This is a genomic window from Sagittula salina, assembly GCF_017813235.1.
Classification (GTDB): Bacteria; Pseudomonadota; Alphaproteobacteria; order Rhodobacterales; family Rhodobacteraceae; genus Sagittula; species Sagittula salina.
The window spans coordinates 75,129-92,436 of sequence record NZ_JAGISH010000007.1 but is presented as its reverse complement, the minus strand read 5'-3'; the positions used below and the strand labels follow the sequence as shown (position 1 = coordinate 92,436).

Annotated in this window: 16 protein-coding genes and 1 tRNA gene; 3 read left to right on the top strand and 14 right to left on the bottom strand. The window is 62.8% G+C overall.

Going from position 1 to position 17,308, the window contains the following annotated elements:
* Positions 1 to 28 precede the first annotated feature (28 nt).
* From rpoB to J5474_RS13295, 5 genes are all read right to left on the bottom strand, one after another.
* Positions 29 to 4,165, bottom strand: coding sequence for a DNA-directed RNA polymerase subunit beta (gene rpoB, locus J5474_RS13315; RefSeq protein WP_209361592.1), 4,137 nt, complete (start codon positions 4,163 to 4,165; stop codon positions 29 to 31).
* A 662-nt stretch (positions 4,166 to 4,827) separates the two neighbouring features.
* Entirely contained in the window at positions 4,828 to 5,208 is a 381-nt protein-coding gene (gene rplL, locus J5474_RS13310) for a 50S ribosomal protein L7/L12 (protein ID WP_209361410.1), read from the bottom strand.
* Between the two features lie 72 nt (positions 5,209 to 5,280).
* Positions 5,281 to 5,799 carry a 50S ribosomal protein L10 gene (rplJ, locus tag J5474_RS13305; RefSeq protein WP_209361409.1) on the bottom strand — a complete coding sequence of 173 codons (519 nt, stop codon included), beginning with the start codon at positions 5,797 to 5,799 and terminating at the stop codon, positions 5,281 to 5,283.
* Positions 5,800 to 6,209: 410 nt separating this feature from the next.
* Positions 6,210 to 6,524, bottom strand: a complete 315-nt coding sequence (locus J5474_RS13300; RefSeq protein ID WP_209361408.1) for a hypothetical protein — start codon at positions 6,522 to 6,524, stop codon at positions 6,210 to 6,212.
* Positions 6,524 to 7,318 carry a hypothetical protein gene (locus J5474_RS13295; protein ID WP_209361407.1) on the bottom strand — a complete coding sequence of 265 codons (795 nt, stop codon included), beginning with the start codon at positions 7,316 to 7,318 and terminating at the stop codon, positions 6,524 to 6,526. The genes J5474_RS13300 and J5474_RS13295 overlap by 1 nt, the downstream gene beginning before the upstream one ends.
* Before the next feature lie 203 nt (positions 7,319 to 7,521).
* Between J5474_RS13295 and J5474_RS13290 the strand changes: the two genes are divergently transcribed.
* Positions 7,522 to 8,466 (top strand): hypothetical protein, encoded by a 945-nt coding sequence (locus J5474_RS13290; RefSeq protein WP_209361406.1) that lies wholly within the window; start codon positions 7,522 to 7,524, stop codon positions 8,464 to 8,466.
* A 148-nt stretch (positions 8,467 to 8,614) separates the two neighbouring features.
* Positions 8,615 to 8,812 (top strand): hypothetical protein, encoded by a 198-nt coding sequence (locus tag J5474_RS13285; RefSeq protein WP_209361405.1) that lies wholly within the window; start codon positions 8,615 to 8,617, stop codon positions 8,810 to 8,812.
* A 177-nt stretch (positions 8,813 to 8,989) separates the two neighbouring features.
* Here J5474_RS13285 and rplA read toward each other — a convergent pair whose 3' ends face one another.
* From rplA to secE, 5 genes are all read right to left on the bottom strand, one after another.
* A complete protein-coding gene (rplA, locus tag J5474_RS13280; RefSeq protein ID WP_209361404.1) occupies positions 8,990 to 9,688 on the bottom strand; it encodes a 50S ribosomal protein L1 in 699 nt (232 codons plus the stop codon).
* A gap of 5 nt (positions 9,689 to 9,693) precedes the next feature.
* Positions 9,694 to 10,146: a 50S ribosomal protein L11 gene (rplK, locus tag J5474_RS13275; protein WP_209361403.1), complete on the bottom strand. Its 453-nt coding sequence runs from the start codon at positions 10,144 to 10,146 to the stop codon at positions 9,694 to 9,696.
* A gap of 251 nt (positions 10,147 to 10,397) precedes the next feature.
* Positions 10,398 to 11,561, bottom strand: coding sequence for a winged helix-turn-helix domain-containing protein (locus J5474_RS13270; protein ID WP_209361402.1), 1,164 nt, complete (start codon positions 11,559 to 11,561; stop codon positions 10,398 to 10,400).
* 236 nt (positions 11,562 to 11,797) lie between these two features.
* Positions 11,798 to 12,331 carry a transcription termination/antitermination protein NusG gene (nusG, locus tag J5474_RS13265; RefSeq protein ID WP_209361401.1) on the bottom strand — a complete coding sequence of 178 codons (534 nt, stop codon included), beginning with the start codon at positions 12,329 to 12,331 and terminating at the stop codon, positions 11,798 to 11,800.
* A 173-nt stretch (positions 12,332 to 12,504) separates the two neighbouring features.
* A complete protein-coding gene (gene secE / locus J5474_RS13260) occupies positions 12,505 to 12,705 on the bottom strand; it encodes a preprotein translocase subunit SecE (protein WP_209361400.1) in 201 nt (66 codons plus the stop codon).
* Between the two features lie 395 nt (positions 12,706 to 13,100).
* Here secE and J5474_RS13255 point away from each other — a divergent pair, with 395 nt between their 5' ends.
* Positions 13,101 to 13,571 (top strand): hypothetical protein, encoded by a 471-nt coding sequence (locus J5474_RS13255; RefSeq protein WP_209361399.1) that lies wholly within the window; start codon positions 13,101 to 13,103, stop codon positions 13,569 to 13,571.
* Positions 13,572 to 13,689: 118 nt separating this feature from the next.
* Here J5474_RS13255 and J5474_RS13250 read toward each other — a convergent pair.
* The 4 genes from J5474_RS13250 to tuf all read right to left on the bottom strand — a co-directional run bounded on the left by J5474_RS13250 (position 13,690) and on the right by tuf (position 17,306).
* Positions 13,690 to 13,765, bottom strand: a tRNA-Trp gene (locus tag J5474_RS13250).
* 180 nt (positions 13,766 to 13,945) lie between these two features.
* Positions 13,946 to 14,695, bottom strand: coding sequence for an outer membrane protein (locus tag J5474_RS13245; RefSeq protein WP_209361398.1), 750 nt, complete (start codon positions 14,693 to 14,695; stop codon positions 13,946 to 13,948).
* A gap of 78 nt (positions 14,696 to 14,773) precedes the next feature.
* Positions 14,774 to 15,790 (bottom strand): hypothetical protein, encoded by a 1,017-nt coding sequence (locus J5474_RS13240; protein WP_209361397.1) that lies wholly within the window; start codon positions 15,788 to 15,790, stop codon positions 14,774 to 14,776.
* A 340-nt stretch (positions 15,791 to 16,130) separates the two neighbouring features.
* Positions 16,131 to 17,306 carry an elongation factor Tu gene (gene tuf, locus J5474_RS13235; RefSeq protein WP_209361396.1) on the bottom strand — a complete coding sequence of 392 codons (1,176 nt, stop codon included), beginning with the start codon at positions 17,304 to 17,306 and terminating at the stop codon, positions 16,131 to 16,133.
* Positions 17,307 to 17,308 lie beyond the last annotated feature (2 nt).

Sequence of the window (17,308 nt, the reverse complement as noted above, 5' to 3'; positions counted from 1 at the left end):
CACAGAGTTTTTGGCGAAACCCGGTGACTTACTCGTCCTCCTCCGCGTCCAGGAGTTCCATGTTGAGGCCGAGGCCGCGCACTTCCTTCACGAGGACGTTGAACGATTCCGGCACGCCGGCCTCGAAGTTGTCCTCGCCCTTGACGATCGACTCGTAGACCTTGGTCCGGCCCGCCACGTCGTCCGATTTCACCGTCAGCATCTCCTGCAGGGTGTAGGCGGCGCCGTAAGCTTCGAGAGCCCAGACCTCCATCTCCCCAAAGCGCTGACCGCCGAACTGGGCCTTACCGCCCAGCGGCTGCTGGGTAACGAGGCTGTACGGACCGGTGGAACGAGCGTGGATCTTGTCGTCGACGAGGTGGTGCAGTTTCAGCAGGTACTTCACGCCCACCGTCACCCGGCGCGAGAACTGCTCGCCCGTGCGGCCGTCGAACAGGTCGGACTGGCCGGACGTGTCGAAGCCCGCGCGCTTCAGCGCGTCGTTGACGTCGGCTTCCTTCGCGCCGTCGAAGACCGGAGTCGCGATCGGCACGCCGCGGGTGGCGTTGCCCGCCATCTCCACCAGCAGGTCCTCGTCAACGTCGGCAAAGCCTTCGTCGTAGACCTCGTCACCGTAGACGATCCGCAGCGCCTCGCGGACCGGGGTCAGGTCGCCCGAACGCTTGTACTCCTGCAGCGCCTCATCGACCTGGATACCCAGCGCACGCGCCGCCCAGCCCATGTGGGTTTCGAGGATCTGACCGACGTTCATACGCGACGGCACGCCCAGCGGGTTGAGGCAGAAGTCGACCGGCGTACCGTCCGCGAGGAACGGCATGTCCTCCACCGGCACCACGCGCGAAACGACGCCCTTGTTACCGTGACGACCGGCCATCTTGTCACCCGGCTGCAGCTTGCGCTTCACCGCGATGAAGACCTTGACCATCTTCATCACGCCCGGAGGCAGATCGTCGCCGCGGCGGACCTTCTCGACTTTATCCTCGAAACGGGCGTCGAGCGCGCGCTTCTGGATCTCGTACTGCTCGTGCAGCGCCTCGACGTGCTTGGCGTCGTCTTCCTCGGCAAGCGCCAGTTGCCACCACTGGCCACGGGTCAGTGTTTCCAGCAACTCCGCAGTGATCTCCGAGTTCGGCTTCACGCCTTTCGGCCCCTTCACCGCGGTCTTGTTCAGGATCATGCCCCTCAGACGCGCGTAGATGTTGCGGTCGAGAATGGCGAGCTCGTCGTCCCGGTCACGGGCCAGACGCTCGATTTCCTCGCGCTCGATCTGCAGTGCCCGTTCGTCCTTCTCGACACCGTGACGGTTGAAAACACGAACTTCCACGACTGTGCCGTAGTCGCCCGGCTTCACCCGCAGCGAGGTGTCGCGCACGTCCGATGCCTTTTCGCCAAAGATGGCGCGGAGCAGCTTCTCTTCGGGGGTCATCGGAGACTCGCCCTTCGGAGTGATCTTGCCCACAAGGATGTCGCCCGGCTCCACGTCGGCACCGATGTAGACGATGCCTGCCTCGTCGAGGTTCCGCAGCGCTTCCTCACCGACGTTCGGGATGTCGCGGGTGATCTCTTCGGGACCAAGCTTGGTGTCGCGCGCCGCCACTTCGAATTCCTCGATGTGGACGGAGGTGAACACGTCATCCTTGGCGATCCGCTCGGAGATCAGGATCGAGTCTTCGTAGTTGTAGCCGTTCCACGGCATGAAGGCGACGATGACGTTCTTGCCGAGCGCCAGTTCCCCCATGTCGGTCGACGGACCGTCCGCGATGACCTCACCTTTCGTGACCGTGTCGCCCACCTTGACCAGAGGCTTCTGGTTGATGCAGGTGTTCTGGTTCGAACGCTGGAATTTGCGCATCCGGTAGATGTCAACGCCCGCGTCGCCCAACTCCAGATCCTCGGTCGCCCGGATCACGATCCGCTGCGCATCCACCTGGTCGATGATGCCCGCGCGCTTTGCCATCACGGCGGCGCCGGAGTCGCGTGCCACGACCTCTTCGATGCCGGTTCCGACCAGCGGCGCCTCGGCCCGCAGGGTCGGAACTGCCTGACGTTGCATGTTCGACCCCATCAGAGCGCGGTTCGCGTCGTCGTTCTCGAGGAACGGGATCAGCGAGGCCGCGACAGAGACCAACTGCTTTGGCGAGACGTCGATCAGATCGACTGTTTCCGGCGGCGCCAGCGTATAGTCACCGGACTTCCGGGTGGAGATCAGATCGCTGGTGAAGCGGCCCTGCTCGTCGAGCGATGCGTTGGCCTGCGCCACGGTGTGACGCATTTCCTCGGTCGCGGACATGTAGTGCACTTCATCGGTCACCTGCGCGTCCTTAACGACGCGGTAGGGGGTTTCGATGAAGCCGTACTTGTTCACTCGGGCGAAGGTGGCCAGCGAGTTGATCAGGCCGATGTTCGGACCTTCGGGCGTTTCGATCGGACACATGCGACCGTAGTGCGTCGGGTGCACGTCGCGCACCTCGAAGCCCGCACGCTCGCGCGTCAGACCGCCCGGGCCAAGCGCCGAGAGACGGCGCTTGTGCGTCACTTCGGACAGCGGGTTGGTCTGGTCCATGAACTGCGACAGCTGCGAGGAGCCGAAGAATTCGCGGACAGCCGCAGCAGCCGGTTTGGCGTTGATCAGATCCTGCGGCATGACCGTGTCGATCTCGACGCTGGACATGCGCTCCTTGATGGCGCGCTCCATGCGCAGCAGACCGACGCGGTACTGGTTTTCCATCAGTTCGCCAACGGACCGCACACGACGGTTACCGAGGTGGTCGATGTCGTCGATGTCGCCCTTGCCGTCGCGCAGATCGACCAGTGCCTTGATACACTTGACGATATCGTCGCGATCCAGCGTGCGCTGGGTATCCGGCTTTTCGAGAGCGAGGCGCATGTTCATCTTCACCCGGCCCACGGCCGAGAGGTCGTAGCGCTCACCATCGAAGAACAGCGTATCGAACAGCGCGGAGGCCGCCTCGACAGTCGGCGGCTCACCCGGGCGCATGACGCGGTAAATGTCCAGCAGCGCGGTCTCGCGGGACATGTTCTTGTCCTGCGCCATCGTGTTGCGGATGTACGGCCCGACGTTGATGTTGTCGATGTCCAGAACGGGGATCTCGGTGATCCCGGCGTCCAGCAGCTCCTTCAGGGTGCCGCCGCTTACTTCGCCGTCCTTGTCGACGGTCCAGGTCAGTTCATCGCCCGCCTCGACGTAGATCGCGCCGTTTTCTTCGTTGATGATGTCCTTCGCGACGAACTTCCCGACGATGTGCTCGAAAGGCACCAGCAGGTTCTTCACCTGATTCTCGTCGATCAGCTTCTTCACCGCGCGCGGGGTGACCTTCTTGCTCGCCTCGGCGATGACCTCGCCGCTGTCCGCGTCCACAAGATCGAACGTCGGACGGGTGCCGCGCACGCGCTCCGGGAAGAACTTCGTCGCCCAGCCCTCGCCACGACGGTAGGTGAAGTTCACCGTGTCGTAATAGGCGTCGCAGATCGCTTCCTGGTCGAGTCCCAGAGCATAGAGCAGAGTCGTCACCGGCAGTTTCCGGCGGCGGTCGATGCGCGCAAAGACGATGTCCTTGGCGTCGAATTCGAAGTCCAGCCACGAACCGCGATAGGGAATGATGCGGCAGGCAAAGAGCAGCTTGCCCGAGCTGTGCGTCTTACCCTTGTCGTGATCGAAGAACACGCCCGGCGAGCGGTGCATCTGGGAAACGATGACGCGCTCGGTGCCGTTCACGATGAATGTGCCGTTCGGGGTCATCAGGGGCATGTCGCCCATGAAGACGTCCTGTTCCTTGATGTCCTTCACGGACTTCGCGCCGGTATCCTCGTCTACATCAAAGACGATCAGGCGGAGGGTCACCTTCAGCGGCGCGGCATAGGTCATGTCGCGCTGCATGCACTCCTCGACGTCGTACTTCGGCTTTTCCAGCTCGTAGTCGACGAATTCGAGAACCGCAGTCTCGTTGAAGTCCTTGATGGGGAAGACCGACTGGAAGACACCCTTGATACCTTCGCCATCCATCGGCTTCGGCTCGTCGCCACTGTCGAGGAACAGCTTGTAGCTCGATTTCTGAACCTCGATGAGGTTCGGCATCTCGAGGACTTCACGGATTTTGCCGTAATAGCGGCGGAGGCGTTTCTGACCGAGGAAACTTTGCGCCATGAGGGAAGCACCCTTTCGATTTTTCTCTGCCCGAACCTGCACGCTGCCGGGGCCACAGCGGCGGTTCACGTCAGTGACGGCTGGTTGACGATCCATTCTCGGCACGCGTCCCACCGCGCGCCACTCGATCTGTCGATCCGGCCTTGGGAAACCCCTGATTGGGGCTTGCCGAGACGGGCTCAACATCTGTCGGAACAAATGCCTGTATCCGAAGTTTTGTATGAAGATTTCCGGATCCGGGGGCTGTATCAGGATGTAGGATCTCGGCGCGCCACCTCGTCATTCCGGAACGGACAGGATGCGGCCTCGAATCGCTCGAGTCCGCAAGAGACTTCCGAATATTCGGTAAAGCGCACGCGCGCAACCCCCACGGCGGGGATTTGCGCAAGTTTGGCTCCGGAGAGAATGACAAAACTTCGCGCCGCCGTCAAGAAGCGAGAGCCGGAACCACCGCCGCGCGGCTTGGCTGCGCGGCGCCCCGCCACCCGGGAAACCTGAAGGTGTTCGCCCGGAAATTGTTGGCAGCACCTTCTGCCACGACGACGTCCACGCCGATTACTACCTCCGTCCGCGCAACGGCGCACGGCGACTCCACCCGCCCCAAAAAACGAAAACAGGCGCCCCCATGGGAGCGCCTGCCGTAAGACGGTTCGTGAACCGGATTACTTGAGCTCGACTTCAGCGCCTGCTTCTTCGAGCTTCTTCTTGATTTCCTCGGCTTCGTCCTTGGACACGCCTTCCTTGACGGCCTTGCCGCCAGCTTCAACGAGGTCCTTGGCTTCTTTGAGGCCCAGGCCAGTGATGCCGCGGACTTCCTTGATCACGTTGATCTTCTTGTCGCCTGCGGACTTGAGGATCACGTCGAACTCGGTCTTTTCTTCCTCGGCTGCGGCTTCGCCGCCAGCTGCCGGGCCCGCCATCATGACAGCGCCGCCTGCTGCGGGCTCGATGCCGTACTCGTCCTTGAGGATGGTTTTCAGTTCCTGTGCTTCCAGGAGGGTCAGGCCAACGATTTGTTCGGCCAGTGCTTTGAGATCTGCCATTTTGAGACTCTTTCCGATATAGATGTGTGTTTCCGGCGCGAGGGATGATCCCTACGCGGGTGGTCAGGTTGCTTACGCCGCCTCGGCCTTTTCCTCGATGGTGGTGAGGATGGAGGCGATGTTCGAAGCAGGTGCGCCAATCGCTCCGGCGATGTTCGACGCCGGCGCCGCAATGCAGCCCACGATGGAAGCAATAAGCTCCTCGCGCGACGGCATTTTCGACACGGCTTCGACACCGGCCCGGTCCAGCGTGGTGCCAGCCATTGCGCCGCCCAGGATGACAATCTTCTTGTTGTCCTTGGCGAAGTCTTCGATGACCTTGGCCGCTGCGACCGGGTCTTCGGAGAAGGTCAGCACCGTCATGCCATCCAGGTATTCGGCGATCCCCTCGGCGGGGGTGCCCTGAACGGCAATCTTGGCGAGCTTGTTCTTGGCGACACGAACCACGGCATCCCCGTTACGGGCACGGTTCCGAAGTTCGGTCATCTCTGCAACCGTGAGACCCTCGTAGCGGGCAACCACCACGACGCCAGAGCTTTCGAAGATCTGGCCGAGTTCCTCGACCAACTTCTCTTTCTGGGCTCTATCCACAGTTTCACTCCAGTTGTTGGAGGGCGGACCCTCCGGCTCTCTTAGACGGGACCAGGGCCCCGCTACAAAGTCCGAAATTGGGTCGACGCATCCCGTGGCCCCACGCCGTGACGAAGGGTGAAAGAATGTCTCTTCCCGTCTCGGGCAGGAATTATCGGGCTTCCCTGAAGAGGCACCAACCCACCGTCTCGGACGAATCGACCGGAGATCGCTCCCCTGTCGAGATGCGCGTCATAGACCGGGTTCCGGAAAATGAAAAGCCCCCTCGCTCGGAAAAGTGCCTCAAGGCAACAGGCCCCTCAATCGATATGGATCGCAGGCATGGGCGGTCGCGGTACAATATCTGGCAGGTAAGAAAAAAGCGCGCCCCGAAGGCGCGCTTTTGTATCTCCCGGATCCTCGAGGGGATCTTAGAAATAGGCGAGGATCAGTGATGCGATGCCCGGGGACACCCCTACGGAGGCCGATCCACCAATCGCCAGAGCCTGAACGACCGCGCGCGCCTGGGGCGGCAGTGCGGAGATCGGAATCACGCCAAGGGTGCCGCCGACATTGACCGTCAGCGCACTTGCCGAAGACCGCGTGACCAGCACGGCGATGGTGCTGGCGGTCGTAACGGCCGGAGCCTGGCCGCCCGGGCTGGTGGAGGGTGCCTTGCCCGCGAAAGCCGGCGCTGCGGCAAGAGAGATAGCTGCCACGGCAGCCGCGATAATCGTCGTGCGCATCATTTTGCTCCAAGCTTCATGGAATAGCTGATGGTGAAGGCGTCCTGCTGACGATCAGTTTTGTCAGCAAGGTCGTACCGGCCCACTGCGAGGCTCAGCCCGTCGAGTCCCGGCACGGCAAGGTTTGCGCCTGCGTTAACCTGATTCTCGGTGCCCGACACGCTGAGGCTCATGAAGCTGGTCGCGCCGACACCGACACCCCAGAACGCGCCGTCGTCTTTCAGGCCGGTGGAACCGACGTAGTTGCTGCGCTCGCCGTAACCCACGGTCCAGGTGACCGGGTATCCGGACGGACCAAGGGTGAGGTACTGCGATACCATCGCCGCCGCAGCCGGTTTGGCCGCCGAAACGCCGCTGGGCGCCCAAGCCCCGAGACCGGAACCGGAGACGCCGACGAAGGTAACGGAATTCTGGGTGATCGCCACCGCGCGCGAGAACGCGAGGCTGAAGGAACCGGCGTCGGCGTAGGGCTGAGTGCCGGTGATGTCGAGGCTGATCATGCCGCCAACAGCGGTGAACGGGTTACCGAAGCCGTAACCGTAGGACATATCGTAATCCCAACCGTTGCCCTGAACGCCATCGCGCGGGTTTGCGCCGCTGACAGAGACGAATGCGGTGCGGGCGGGAGGTGTCATCGCCGACGGGGCGCCGAAAATGGATGCGAACAGCGGGCCGCCGGCGCTCTGAGTCGAGAGGACGTAGTCGCCCTGGGCTGCGGTTTCGGCCATCACGGAAGAGGACAACGCGACGGCAATAGCCAGCGCTGCGGTGGAAGCCGTAAGGAGTTTCTTCATGTCTGCCTCGATTTCACTAGATAGCCAGTAGTGGTGCCGGGAAATGCCAGACCGGCGCCACCGTGTTCGCCTCAGTGTGAAGCGGGATTCCCTTACAAGCAATGAATTCATGGCCGGAAGTTGTCGCGGCGCTCAACTTTACCGAAACATGTTGCCAGCGAACATCATACTGCGTCATCCGATCTGCCGCGAATCCATGTCGGATGATGACCCCGAAAGGGTGGTCTCACGCGATCGACGGCCGCATCGGCGGTCGCGCTGTGCAGAGGGCAGAATGCGCGAAAAATTGGCTGCGTCAACCTCCTGATGATCCGCAGCGTGCTACCAGTCGCCGGACCAAACGTTTTGATCCGCCAAGGAGACACCCCATGAACAGGCGAACGCGCGCCCTTACCCTGCACTGCGTGACGGCTCTGGTCGCGACTGGCTTCTCGGCGAGAGAGAGCGATGCGCAGGAGGCACAGTTTGAGGCAGAGCGAGCCTTTCCCGCGACTTTCGGCATCGCCAGCGCATTTCCCGGCGCTCCGAATACCGGTTTTATTGGGTTGTCTCTGGTTTACCCCCGGCGCGGAATCCTTCCGTCGAATACCACGGCTGCGGAAAAACTCGATGGAGATCTGGTGATTGGATACACCCTGGGCGACCCCATCGACCTGATAGCCGTGACCGGCTCCGTCGCAATCACCAGTCTGAAAGGTTTTGCCGAGGACGGCGCCTTTGGCCTTGACGTCGCGCGGGCGTTGCGGGTCAGCGACGACAGCCTGACCTTCATCGGTCTCTCCGCCAGCAACCTCGGCGCATGGGGGGATGCGGCGTTCGACCCTCCGGCCTGGTCGGCCTACGTCTCCCACCTCTTTTCCGTGGGCGGGACACAAGAGGTCCCTGTGCAGATCACGGTCGGCTACGGGGACCAGAGCACTTATGATGATCTCGGCATCTTTGTCGAAGGAGGCTGGTTCTATGGAATCGGCGCAGGTCTGACCCCGAATCTTTCTGCCAGTCTCTCAGGGACACGCAACCAGGTGAACATCGGCTTCGGGCTGAGCCACCCCCGGCTCTTCAACTGGGGCGCCTCCTTTGGCGTTTATGACGTGACCGACAACGTCCATAGCCGACAGTTAGGGATCAGCGTTTCCCGCAGCTTCTAGACTCCAACGGCCGCCTGCTCAGGGCGTTAACCATTTATTAAGTTTGATGACGGAATTCCGCCGCACTTTCGCTACATTTCAGCCACACCGATCCGAAGGCGAGGCCAGGGGTTCGCCAAGCCGGTGATTGATCTGAATGGAGAAAATCATGTCTGTCAAAGCATTTACATTCTGCGCATCGCTTATCGCCCTGTCGGCGGGTGCAGCCGTTGCGGGTGGCACCGCGACACCAAATTGCGCACCCTCCCACAAGGTGCACCAGGTTCACGGCAAGGTCGCGGTGAAGAACGGCAAGGCTGGCCGCCACTACGCCCACCGCGTCGCGTCGCGCTATCGCCGTCACTGAACGATCGCCTGGCCCGTTGCGGGTTCGTTGCGACCGCCCTGAAAGCGCCCCTGTGGGGCGCTTTTCGCATCTATCCAAGGTAATATTCTATCAAACGCCAGTTTCTCCGCCACGGAGGGGCCGCAAACGAAAAAGGCGGCCCGAAGGCCGCCTTGATCTCATTCTGGTTCGCAGCGGTCAGCGTGCGGCGGCGTCGTCTACCGAGATCGATACGCCCGGGCCCATGGTCGAAGACACGGAGATCTTCTTCATGTAAGTGCCCTTTGCGCCGGCAGGCTTTGCCGCCGAAACAGCACCGACGAACGCCTTGATGTTCTCGACCAGCTTGGCCTCGTCAAAGGAGACCTTGCCGACGCCCGCGTGTACGACACCGGCCTTCTCGGCCTTGAACTGCACCTGGCCGCCCTTGGCGTCCTTCACGGCCTGAGCCACGTCCATCGTCACCGTGCCGACCTTCGGGTTCGGCATCAGGTTGCGCGGGCCGAGGATCTTGCCGAGGCGGCCTACGATCGGCATCATGTCCGGGGTCGCGATGCAGCGATCGAAATCGATCGTGCCGCCCTGAATGGTTTCCATCAGGTCCTCAGCGCCGACGATGTCAGCACCGGCCTGAGTGGCCTCATCGGCCTTGGCGCCACGAGCGAAGACCGCGACGCGCACGGTCTTGCCGGTGCCGTTCGGCAGGCCGACAACGCCGCGCACCATTTGGTCCGCGTGGCGCGGATCGACACCGAGGTTCATGGAGATTTCCACGGTCTCGTCGAATTTCGCGTTCGCATTCGACTTGATCAGGGAGACAGCTTCCTCGACCGACAGGTTTTCCTTGCCTTCGAAGGCCTCGCGCGCGGCGCGGGTACGCTTACCAAGTTTTGCCATGATAATTACCCCTTCACCTCGATGCCCATCGACCGGGCGGAGCCCAGGATGATCTGCATTGCTGCCTCGACGTCGTTAGCCGACAGGTCCTTCATCTTGGCTTCGGCGATTTCACGCACCTGTGCCACGGTCACGGTGGCCACGGTCTCGCGACCCGGGTTCACGGCGCCCTTCGGACGGTTGCGCTTGCCGACCGGCTTCAGGCCGGCTGCCTTCTTCAGGTAATAAGACGCGGGCGGCGTCTTGATGTCCATCGTGAAGGACTTGTCCTGATAGTAGGTGATCACGGTCGGGCACGGCGCGCCGGGCTCCATTTCCTGCGTCTTGGCGTTGAACGCCTTGCAGAATTCCATGATGTTGATGCCGCGCTGACCCAGTGCCGGACCGACCGGCGGGGAGGGGTTGGCCTTGCCTGCAGGGATCTGCAGCTTCATCTTGCCCACAAGCTTCTTTGCCATGGGTGTCTCCTTTCCATCTCCCCGCGACGCGTCGCAGGGCGTTCATGTGGCGTGGTATGGTCCGGAATTCGCGAATCCCTCGCCTCCCACGAACGGGATACCGCCCCGAGTCGGGGACCGGGGCTGCATGAGCGGGCCGTTTAGACCAGTACCGGCGACTTGGCAAGGGCTTCGCCGGCTTCCCTCATGGACGCCGTGGAGGCGGCCCGGCCCCATATGGATACGGAAAAGGGCCAGACCGTCCGGCGGAGTCAAACCTCGCAGCACCACGCCACCCGTTCGAGTCCGGCGAGCCGGCACAGGCGCGCAAGCTCTGCCTCCAGCCGCGCGGTGCGCGCGGAGGAGCGCCGCACCCCGGCCTCCCACCATAGCCTTGACACGGTCAGCACGCCCCTGCCCCTGTCGGCCTTGGCCTCCAGCCGCCCGACAAACCGGTCGCCCTCCAGAAGCGGATAGATGTAGTACCCCCAAACGCGCTGCGCTTCGGGCACGAACATTTCCACCGTGTATTCGAAGCCGAAAAGTCTGCAAAGGCGACGGCGGTCACGAATGGCCGGGTCAAACGGGTTCAGCACCCGCAGGCGCGCGGTCGGCGCTGGCGTATCCGCGAGGCGCGCCTCGATGTCCGGGCTGGCGATGCCCCGCATAGGCCTTCCGTCCGCACCCTCGACCGTCACCGGGATCGCCGCCCCGCCTGCCACGGCACGGTCGGCCCAGCGGTTGACCTCGGCGACTTCGGTCGCATCCCAGAACTTTCGGACCTCTCCCGCGGTGCCGAAACCGAGCCTGTGCAGCGCGGCGCGACACAGTCCATCGATCTGCACGGACTCCGGCAGGGCCTCGACCTGCGGAAAGACCCGCTCTGCCAGGTCATAGTACTTGATGATCCCGTCGCGGTGGGACGTCGCCAGCGCGCCAGCGTACCAGAGGTAATCCAACGCCTTCTTGTGCGGTGGCCGGTGCCACATCGCACGCTCTTTCACGACAGTATCGAAGTCGCGGGTACAAAGCGGTCCTTCCTCGCCAATGCGGTCCATGATTTCGGCCACCAACGTGTCCTCCGCGACGCCGACATACCACGACTGCCCCACCTTCCGCTTCATCCGGTCGAACTGGCGCCGCCAGAGCGGCAGCATCTCCATCGGCAGGATCGATGCATCATGGGTAAAATGCTCGAACACCTGGCGCTTGCGCATCAGCGCGTCGAGCGCTGGCTCTCGATAGGACTGCCGGCGGGACCAGAGGATATGATGATGTGCACGGGACACCACCTGGATCGTATCCAGCTGGACAAAGCCGAGATCACGGATGACCGAGAGCGTATCGCCCCCCGTCGGCGGTGTCCCCAAACCATGGGACGCGAGCCACAGACGGCGGGCATCGGCGTTGGCGATGTAAAGCGCGGCGCGGGTCATGAGTCCTGTTTGCGCGAAGGCCCCAAGGATGGCAATGCGAGAAGCCCCCCCCCCCCCCCCGTCCAGAACGTCGGTTCATCGAGGACGGACCCGATCTGGTTCCGCGCAGCACCGCAAGTGGAACCCCGGAAGAAACGCAAAAACGCGACCCGTTTCCGGGTCGCGCCTGGCGATCTTTTCCTACTGCGCGACTACAGCACGTCCGGCCAAACCCCGAACGCGTAGCCGTGCGGACCTCAGCCCTGCTTGCTGACCTGCGTAAACTCCAGCTCCACCGGGGTTTCGCGGCCAAAGATAGACACGGAAACGCGCAGGCGTTGTGCGTCGTCGTCGACACCTTCCACCATGCCGTCAAAACCTTCGAAGGGTCCGTCGTTGACCTTCACCCGCTCGCCGATCTCGAAGTGGATCATCAGCTTCGGCTGGTCCACGTTCTCCTGTACACGGCCAAGGATCGACTCTACCTCCGCATCGCGCATCGGCATGGGGCGCCCTTGCGGCCCGAGGAAGCCGGTCACCCGGTTGATGTTGTTGATCAGATGAAAGCCACGGTCCGACATCTCCATGTGCACCAGCACATAGCCCGGCATGAAACGGCGCTCTGTCGTTACCTTCTTGCCGCGGCGCACCTCGATGACCTCTTCGGTCGGCACCATCACCTCATCGATCTCGTCCGAGAGCCCCTGCTCTTCGGCCGCCGCCCGGATCTGCTCGGCAATCTTCTTCTCGAAGTTCGAGAGAACGCTTACCGAATACCACCGCTTCGCCATGTCTGTGACCTCGATCCTGTGCCCCTGCCCGACCGGAACGCCGCGGGGCCTGCCGCAAATGATAAGGCGCGCGAGCTTGTTACAGCCGCGCGCCCGAATTATGGACACGTCCGATACACGGACTTTTACCGAATGGCAAGCCCCGCGCCCGACAGCGGGCACGCGGCACGGGATCAGCTGCCGAAGAAGGTCAGAACGCCGGTCAGGCCGGACCGGATCACAAGGTCGACCAGCGCAAAGAAGATGCCGACGAGGCTGGCCATGATAAGAACCATGATCGTGGTCAGCATCACTTCGCGGCGTGCCGGCCAAACGATCTTGCTCGCTTCGGCGCGCGTCTGCTGGATGAACTGGAGCGGGTTGGTCGTGGCCATGTCTCGGATCCCGTGTATCGTGTCGCGCAAAGCCGCGCTGGTTGATGGGCATGTACCCGCGCGGCGGTGAAAACGCAAGCGGCCGGGGCACTGTCCATCCGGGCCGCGCCCGAGCGCGGCATCCCGACGCGCTCCGCCTGCCGTCCCGATCCCGTTGGAACCGTACCCCCGTCACCCGTGTTTATCCGCCATCGACACGGCACGCCGCCGGGAGTCGACCTCGCCGGGGGCTATCGTCAGGCGGCTCTCTGGTGGTGGTCACGATTCGATCACGCGTTTGTAATTGCAGAATTTTTTCTGGGAAACGCAGGAACAGAATCGACCCGGCGGTGTTGTGTTCCTGAAGGCGGGACGATGACTGCCCGCCCCTAGAGATCCGCAAAGGAGACCACCCTATGAAACGCTTTCTGACCGCAACCGCCCTGATGTCCATCGTCGCAACCGGCGCCTTCGCAGCAACCGACTACGAAGCCACCACCATCAACACCTACCTTCCGGATGTCGACGTCTCGACTCTGAACGACGAACAGGTCGGCGCCCTGATGAATATCGCCGGTTCCAACACGGAAGCGGAGAAAGAAGAGCAGATGCGCGCTTATCTGGGCGAGTTCAACTCCCCCGAAATGACCACCTCTGTAAAGGTCGTGCCGGCTGAGGAAGCCGCCGAAATGGAAGCCGAAGGCACCATGGAACCGGCCGATCCGGACTTCTACGACAACGTGATCGCATCTTTCCTGCCTGACGTGAGCATCGAGACACTCACCGACGAGCAGAAGAGCGCGCTGGTGAACATCGCCAATGGCGACGGCAACGAGAACGACAAGAAGCGCGAGATGGAAGCATACCTGAGCGCCGACAACGGCTGAGCAAGCCTTTGACCGAACACAAGGGGTCGCCTTCGGGCGGCCCTTTTTTCGTGCCCGACAAGTTCGCCAACAGCGGTCTTGCCGGAGCGGACGTCTTGAATGATTGCTTTAAGGAAAATGGCAGGGGCAGCAGGGTTCGAACCCGCGACCTACGGTTTTGGAGACCGTCGCTCTACCAGCTGAGCTATACCCCTATCCGATCTGCATTGTGACCGTGACCCGCGAGGTACACGGGCCGCCTGGCGAAATCAAGAGGGGTTTGGCAAGGAAATTGCATCTTCTCGGGTGGGCGGGGCACGCGTCCCTGAGACTGATAAAGCCGCCCCCGATGGGACGGCCTCTTTATCAGCGACAAAGGCGCAGGGCTGCCCGTCTCAGAAGGGGATGCGCAGACCCATGGCCAGCGCGTGGCCGGTCAGATCGAAGTTCAGGCCCTTCGTGGCGGCCGCTGCGGTGTCCTGCGGGTTTGTTCCGCCTTCGACTTCACCGAAGTCGAAATAGCGCCACGATACATCCAGGAACATCGGACGGCCGGCCGCCGCAATCTCATAAGAAGCACCGACACCCGCTGTCCAAGCAAAGTTCTGCTGCGTATCGCCATCAAAGGTCCGCTCCGGGCGGGTGGCGGCGGGATTCGAGCGCGTCCAGTCGCTGAGCTTGTTCCAGGCCACGCCGGCACCCGCCGTCACGTAGGGCTGGACCTTGGCGCCCTGCATGAACTCGTAGCTGACATTCGCCAGCAGCGCCGAAGTCCGCACGGTTGCATCGCTGATATCGGCGTGACCCGAGCAGGGTGTGCCGTCGGAGGCGCTGGAACAGTCGCCGGTGGCGTCGGCCTTGCCGGTCACCAAAAGCTCGAGATCCGCGCGCAGGCCGTTCTGAAAGCTGCGACCGACCGCAGCGCTGGCGAAACCGACCTTGTCCAGATCACCGAGTCCGAAGTTAACCCGCGGGTCGCTTCCCGGATAACCCGGCGGCAGCCAGTAGGCGTCGTTCGCTTCCGGCGCCAGAACGCCGAGCTGGAATTTTGCATAATCCTGCGCCTGTGCGACGGCGGGCAGGGACAGGACGGCCAGCGCCGCAACGGCAGTCAAGGACCGGCCGGATTGAAAGATGTTGTGCATGCTATAACCTTAACCACCTGGTTTCATGCCCCGAGACAGGGCCCCACCCCGACAAGTAACGCCGGAGTGGGGTGCGGATCAACCGTGTCCCTCCAATACCGCTTCACGGACGGCTTCGGCCTGTGTCGCCAGTGCCGCAGCATCGGCGTCGGAAAGGTCGATTCCGAAGATCACTTCCAGCGCCTGTACGGTTTCCAAGTGTATCGGCAGGGTCTTGTCCGAGGCCATGCCGAGGAAGAGGGCCGACAGGGTGCCGACGTTGTTGTTGATGCCCGCCGACGACAGATCGATCGACCCGTCCATGGCGTCCTCCAGAAGGGCGAGGTTGGCAAGCGGGCTGTCGACCAGTGACAGGTCGTTCCACTCTGTCCTGAGCGCCACCAGAATGTCCTCGAGCGGCTGGTTATAAAATGCGGCCGAGCCGGGCAGCGTCAGCAACGCTTCGGCATAGGCACGATCCAGCACCGCATCCGGGCTGCGCGCAACGTTCAGGCGGCCAAGTTCGACCTCGGGGATGCCTTCATGAGACCACGGTGGCGACCCGCCTGCCGACGGCGTTCCCGCCTGTGGCCCCCGCCCCTCGGACTCCGCCCCCGGACCGCCCTGACCGGACCCGCCGCTCTGGCCGGAATGCCCCTGCCCGGACTGGCCACTCTGCCCGCCGGAGGAACCCGACCCGCTGCTTCCGCCGGAGTGTGACGATGGCGGCTTGTCCTCGCGCTGGGACCGCCCGCTGGAGCCGTGGCCGTCGACATCTTCCTGCGTCAGCCCCAACTCTTCCAGCGACTTGCGCCCGCTGCCTGAGCCACCCGAATGGCTTGATCCGCTGTCATGGCCGCTGGAGCCACTGTCGTGACCGCTGGAACCACCGTCATGGCCACCCGAGCCCCCCGAACCCCCTGAACCACCGGAGCCAGAGCCCCCGCCGCCCGAACCGCCACCGCCGCCCGAACCACCTGACCCGCCCGAACCACCGGAGCCGTGACCATCCGCCCACGCGGCCTGATCCGGATCGATCATTGGCGCGACGACAACCGCACCAGCCACCATCAAGGCAACCAAAGCCGTGGTAAGAAGAAGCCTTTTATTCTTCATTTGAAATCCTCCTGACTGCGCCAACCGGCGACTATCCCAACACCTGTATTGTCGCAGGCGAGAGCCCGTCGCACCTTGTTCAGGATCAAGAATGAAATTTGTTTTCTGGGATATTGTGAGACTCTTCGCGCATCACCCTCAGATTACGGAACAAGGGCGCCCTTTTCGGAGCGCCCTTCTGAATTTCTACCGATGTGGCGCGGGCAATGTCAGGACAGCCCCGACACCCTGCCGCCACCGACACAAAAGGCTCTGCTTTGATGCCGTGGCTCGACTGGGCTGGCTGCGGCAAACAAAAAGGCCGCCCGGAGGCGGCCTTTTCGTCATTCACCGAAGCGAATTATGCGAGGATTTTCGACACGACGCCGGAGCCGACGGTGCGGCCGCCTTCGCGGATGGCGAAGCGCAGGCCGTCTTCCATCGCGATCGGCGCGATCAGCTCGACCTCGAACTTCAGGTTGTCGCCCGGCATCACCATCTCCGTGCCTTCCGGCAGTTCGACGGTGCCCGTCACGTCGGTCGTGCGGAAGTAGAACTGCGGACGGTAGTTCTTGAAGAACGGGGTGTGACGGCCGCCTTCTTCCTTCGTCAGGATGTAGACCTCGCACTCGAACTTCGTGTGCGGCTTCACCGAACCCGGCTTGCACAGAACCTGACCGCGCTCGACCGCGTCACGGTCGATGCCGCGCAGCAGCGCGCCGATGTTGTCGCCCGCTTCGCCGCGATCCAGCAGCTTGCGGAACATCTCGACGCCGGTGCAGGTGGTCTTCTGCGTGTCCTTGATGCCGATGATTTCCAGTTCGTCGCCGACGTTCACCACGCCACGCTCCACGCGGCCGGTGACCACGGTGCCACGACCGGAGATCGAGAATACGTCCTCGATCGGCATCAGGAACGGCTGGTCCACGGCGCGCGCCGGCTGCGGGATGTACTCGTCCACGGCCGCCATCAGTTCGCGGATCTTGTTCTCGCCGATCTCGGGGTCACGGCCTTCCATTGCGGCCAGCGCGGAGCCCGCGATGATCGGAATGTCGTCGCCCGGGAAGTCGTAGGCCGACAGCAGTTCGCGGATTTCCATTTCCACGAGCTCGAGCAGTTCCTCGTCGTCCACCTGGTCGACCTTGTTCATGAACACGACCATGGCGGGGATGCCCACCTGACGGCCGAGCAGGATGTGCTCGCGCGTCTGCGGCATCGGGCCGTCGGCCGCGTTGACCACGAGGATCGCGCCGTCCATCTGCGCCGCACCCGTGATCATGTTCTTCACGTAGTCGGCGTGCCCGGGGCAGTCCACGTGCGCGTAGTGACGCGCCTCGGTCTCGTATTCCACGTGCGCGGTCGAGATGGTGATCCCGCGGGCCTTCTCTTCCGGCGCGCCGTCGATCTGGTCGTAGGCCTTGAAATCACCAAAGTACTTGGTGATCGCCGCCGTCAGCGTGGTCTTGCCGTGGTCAACGTGACCGATCGTGCCGATGTTGCAGTGCGGCTTGCTGCGTTCAAACTTACCTTTTGCCATCT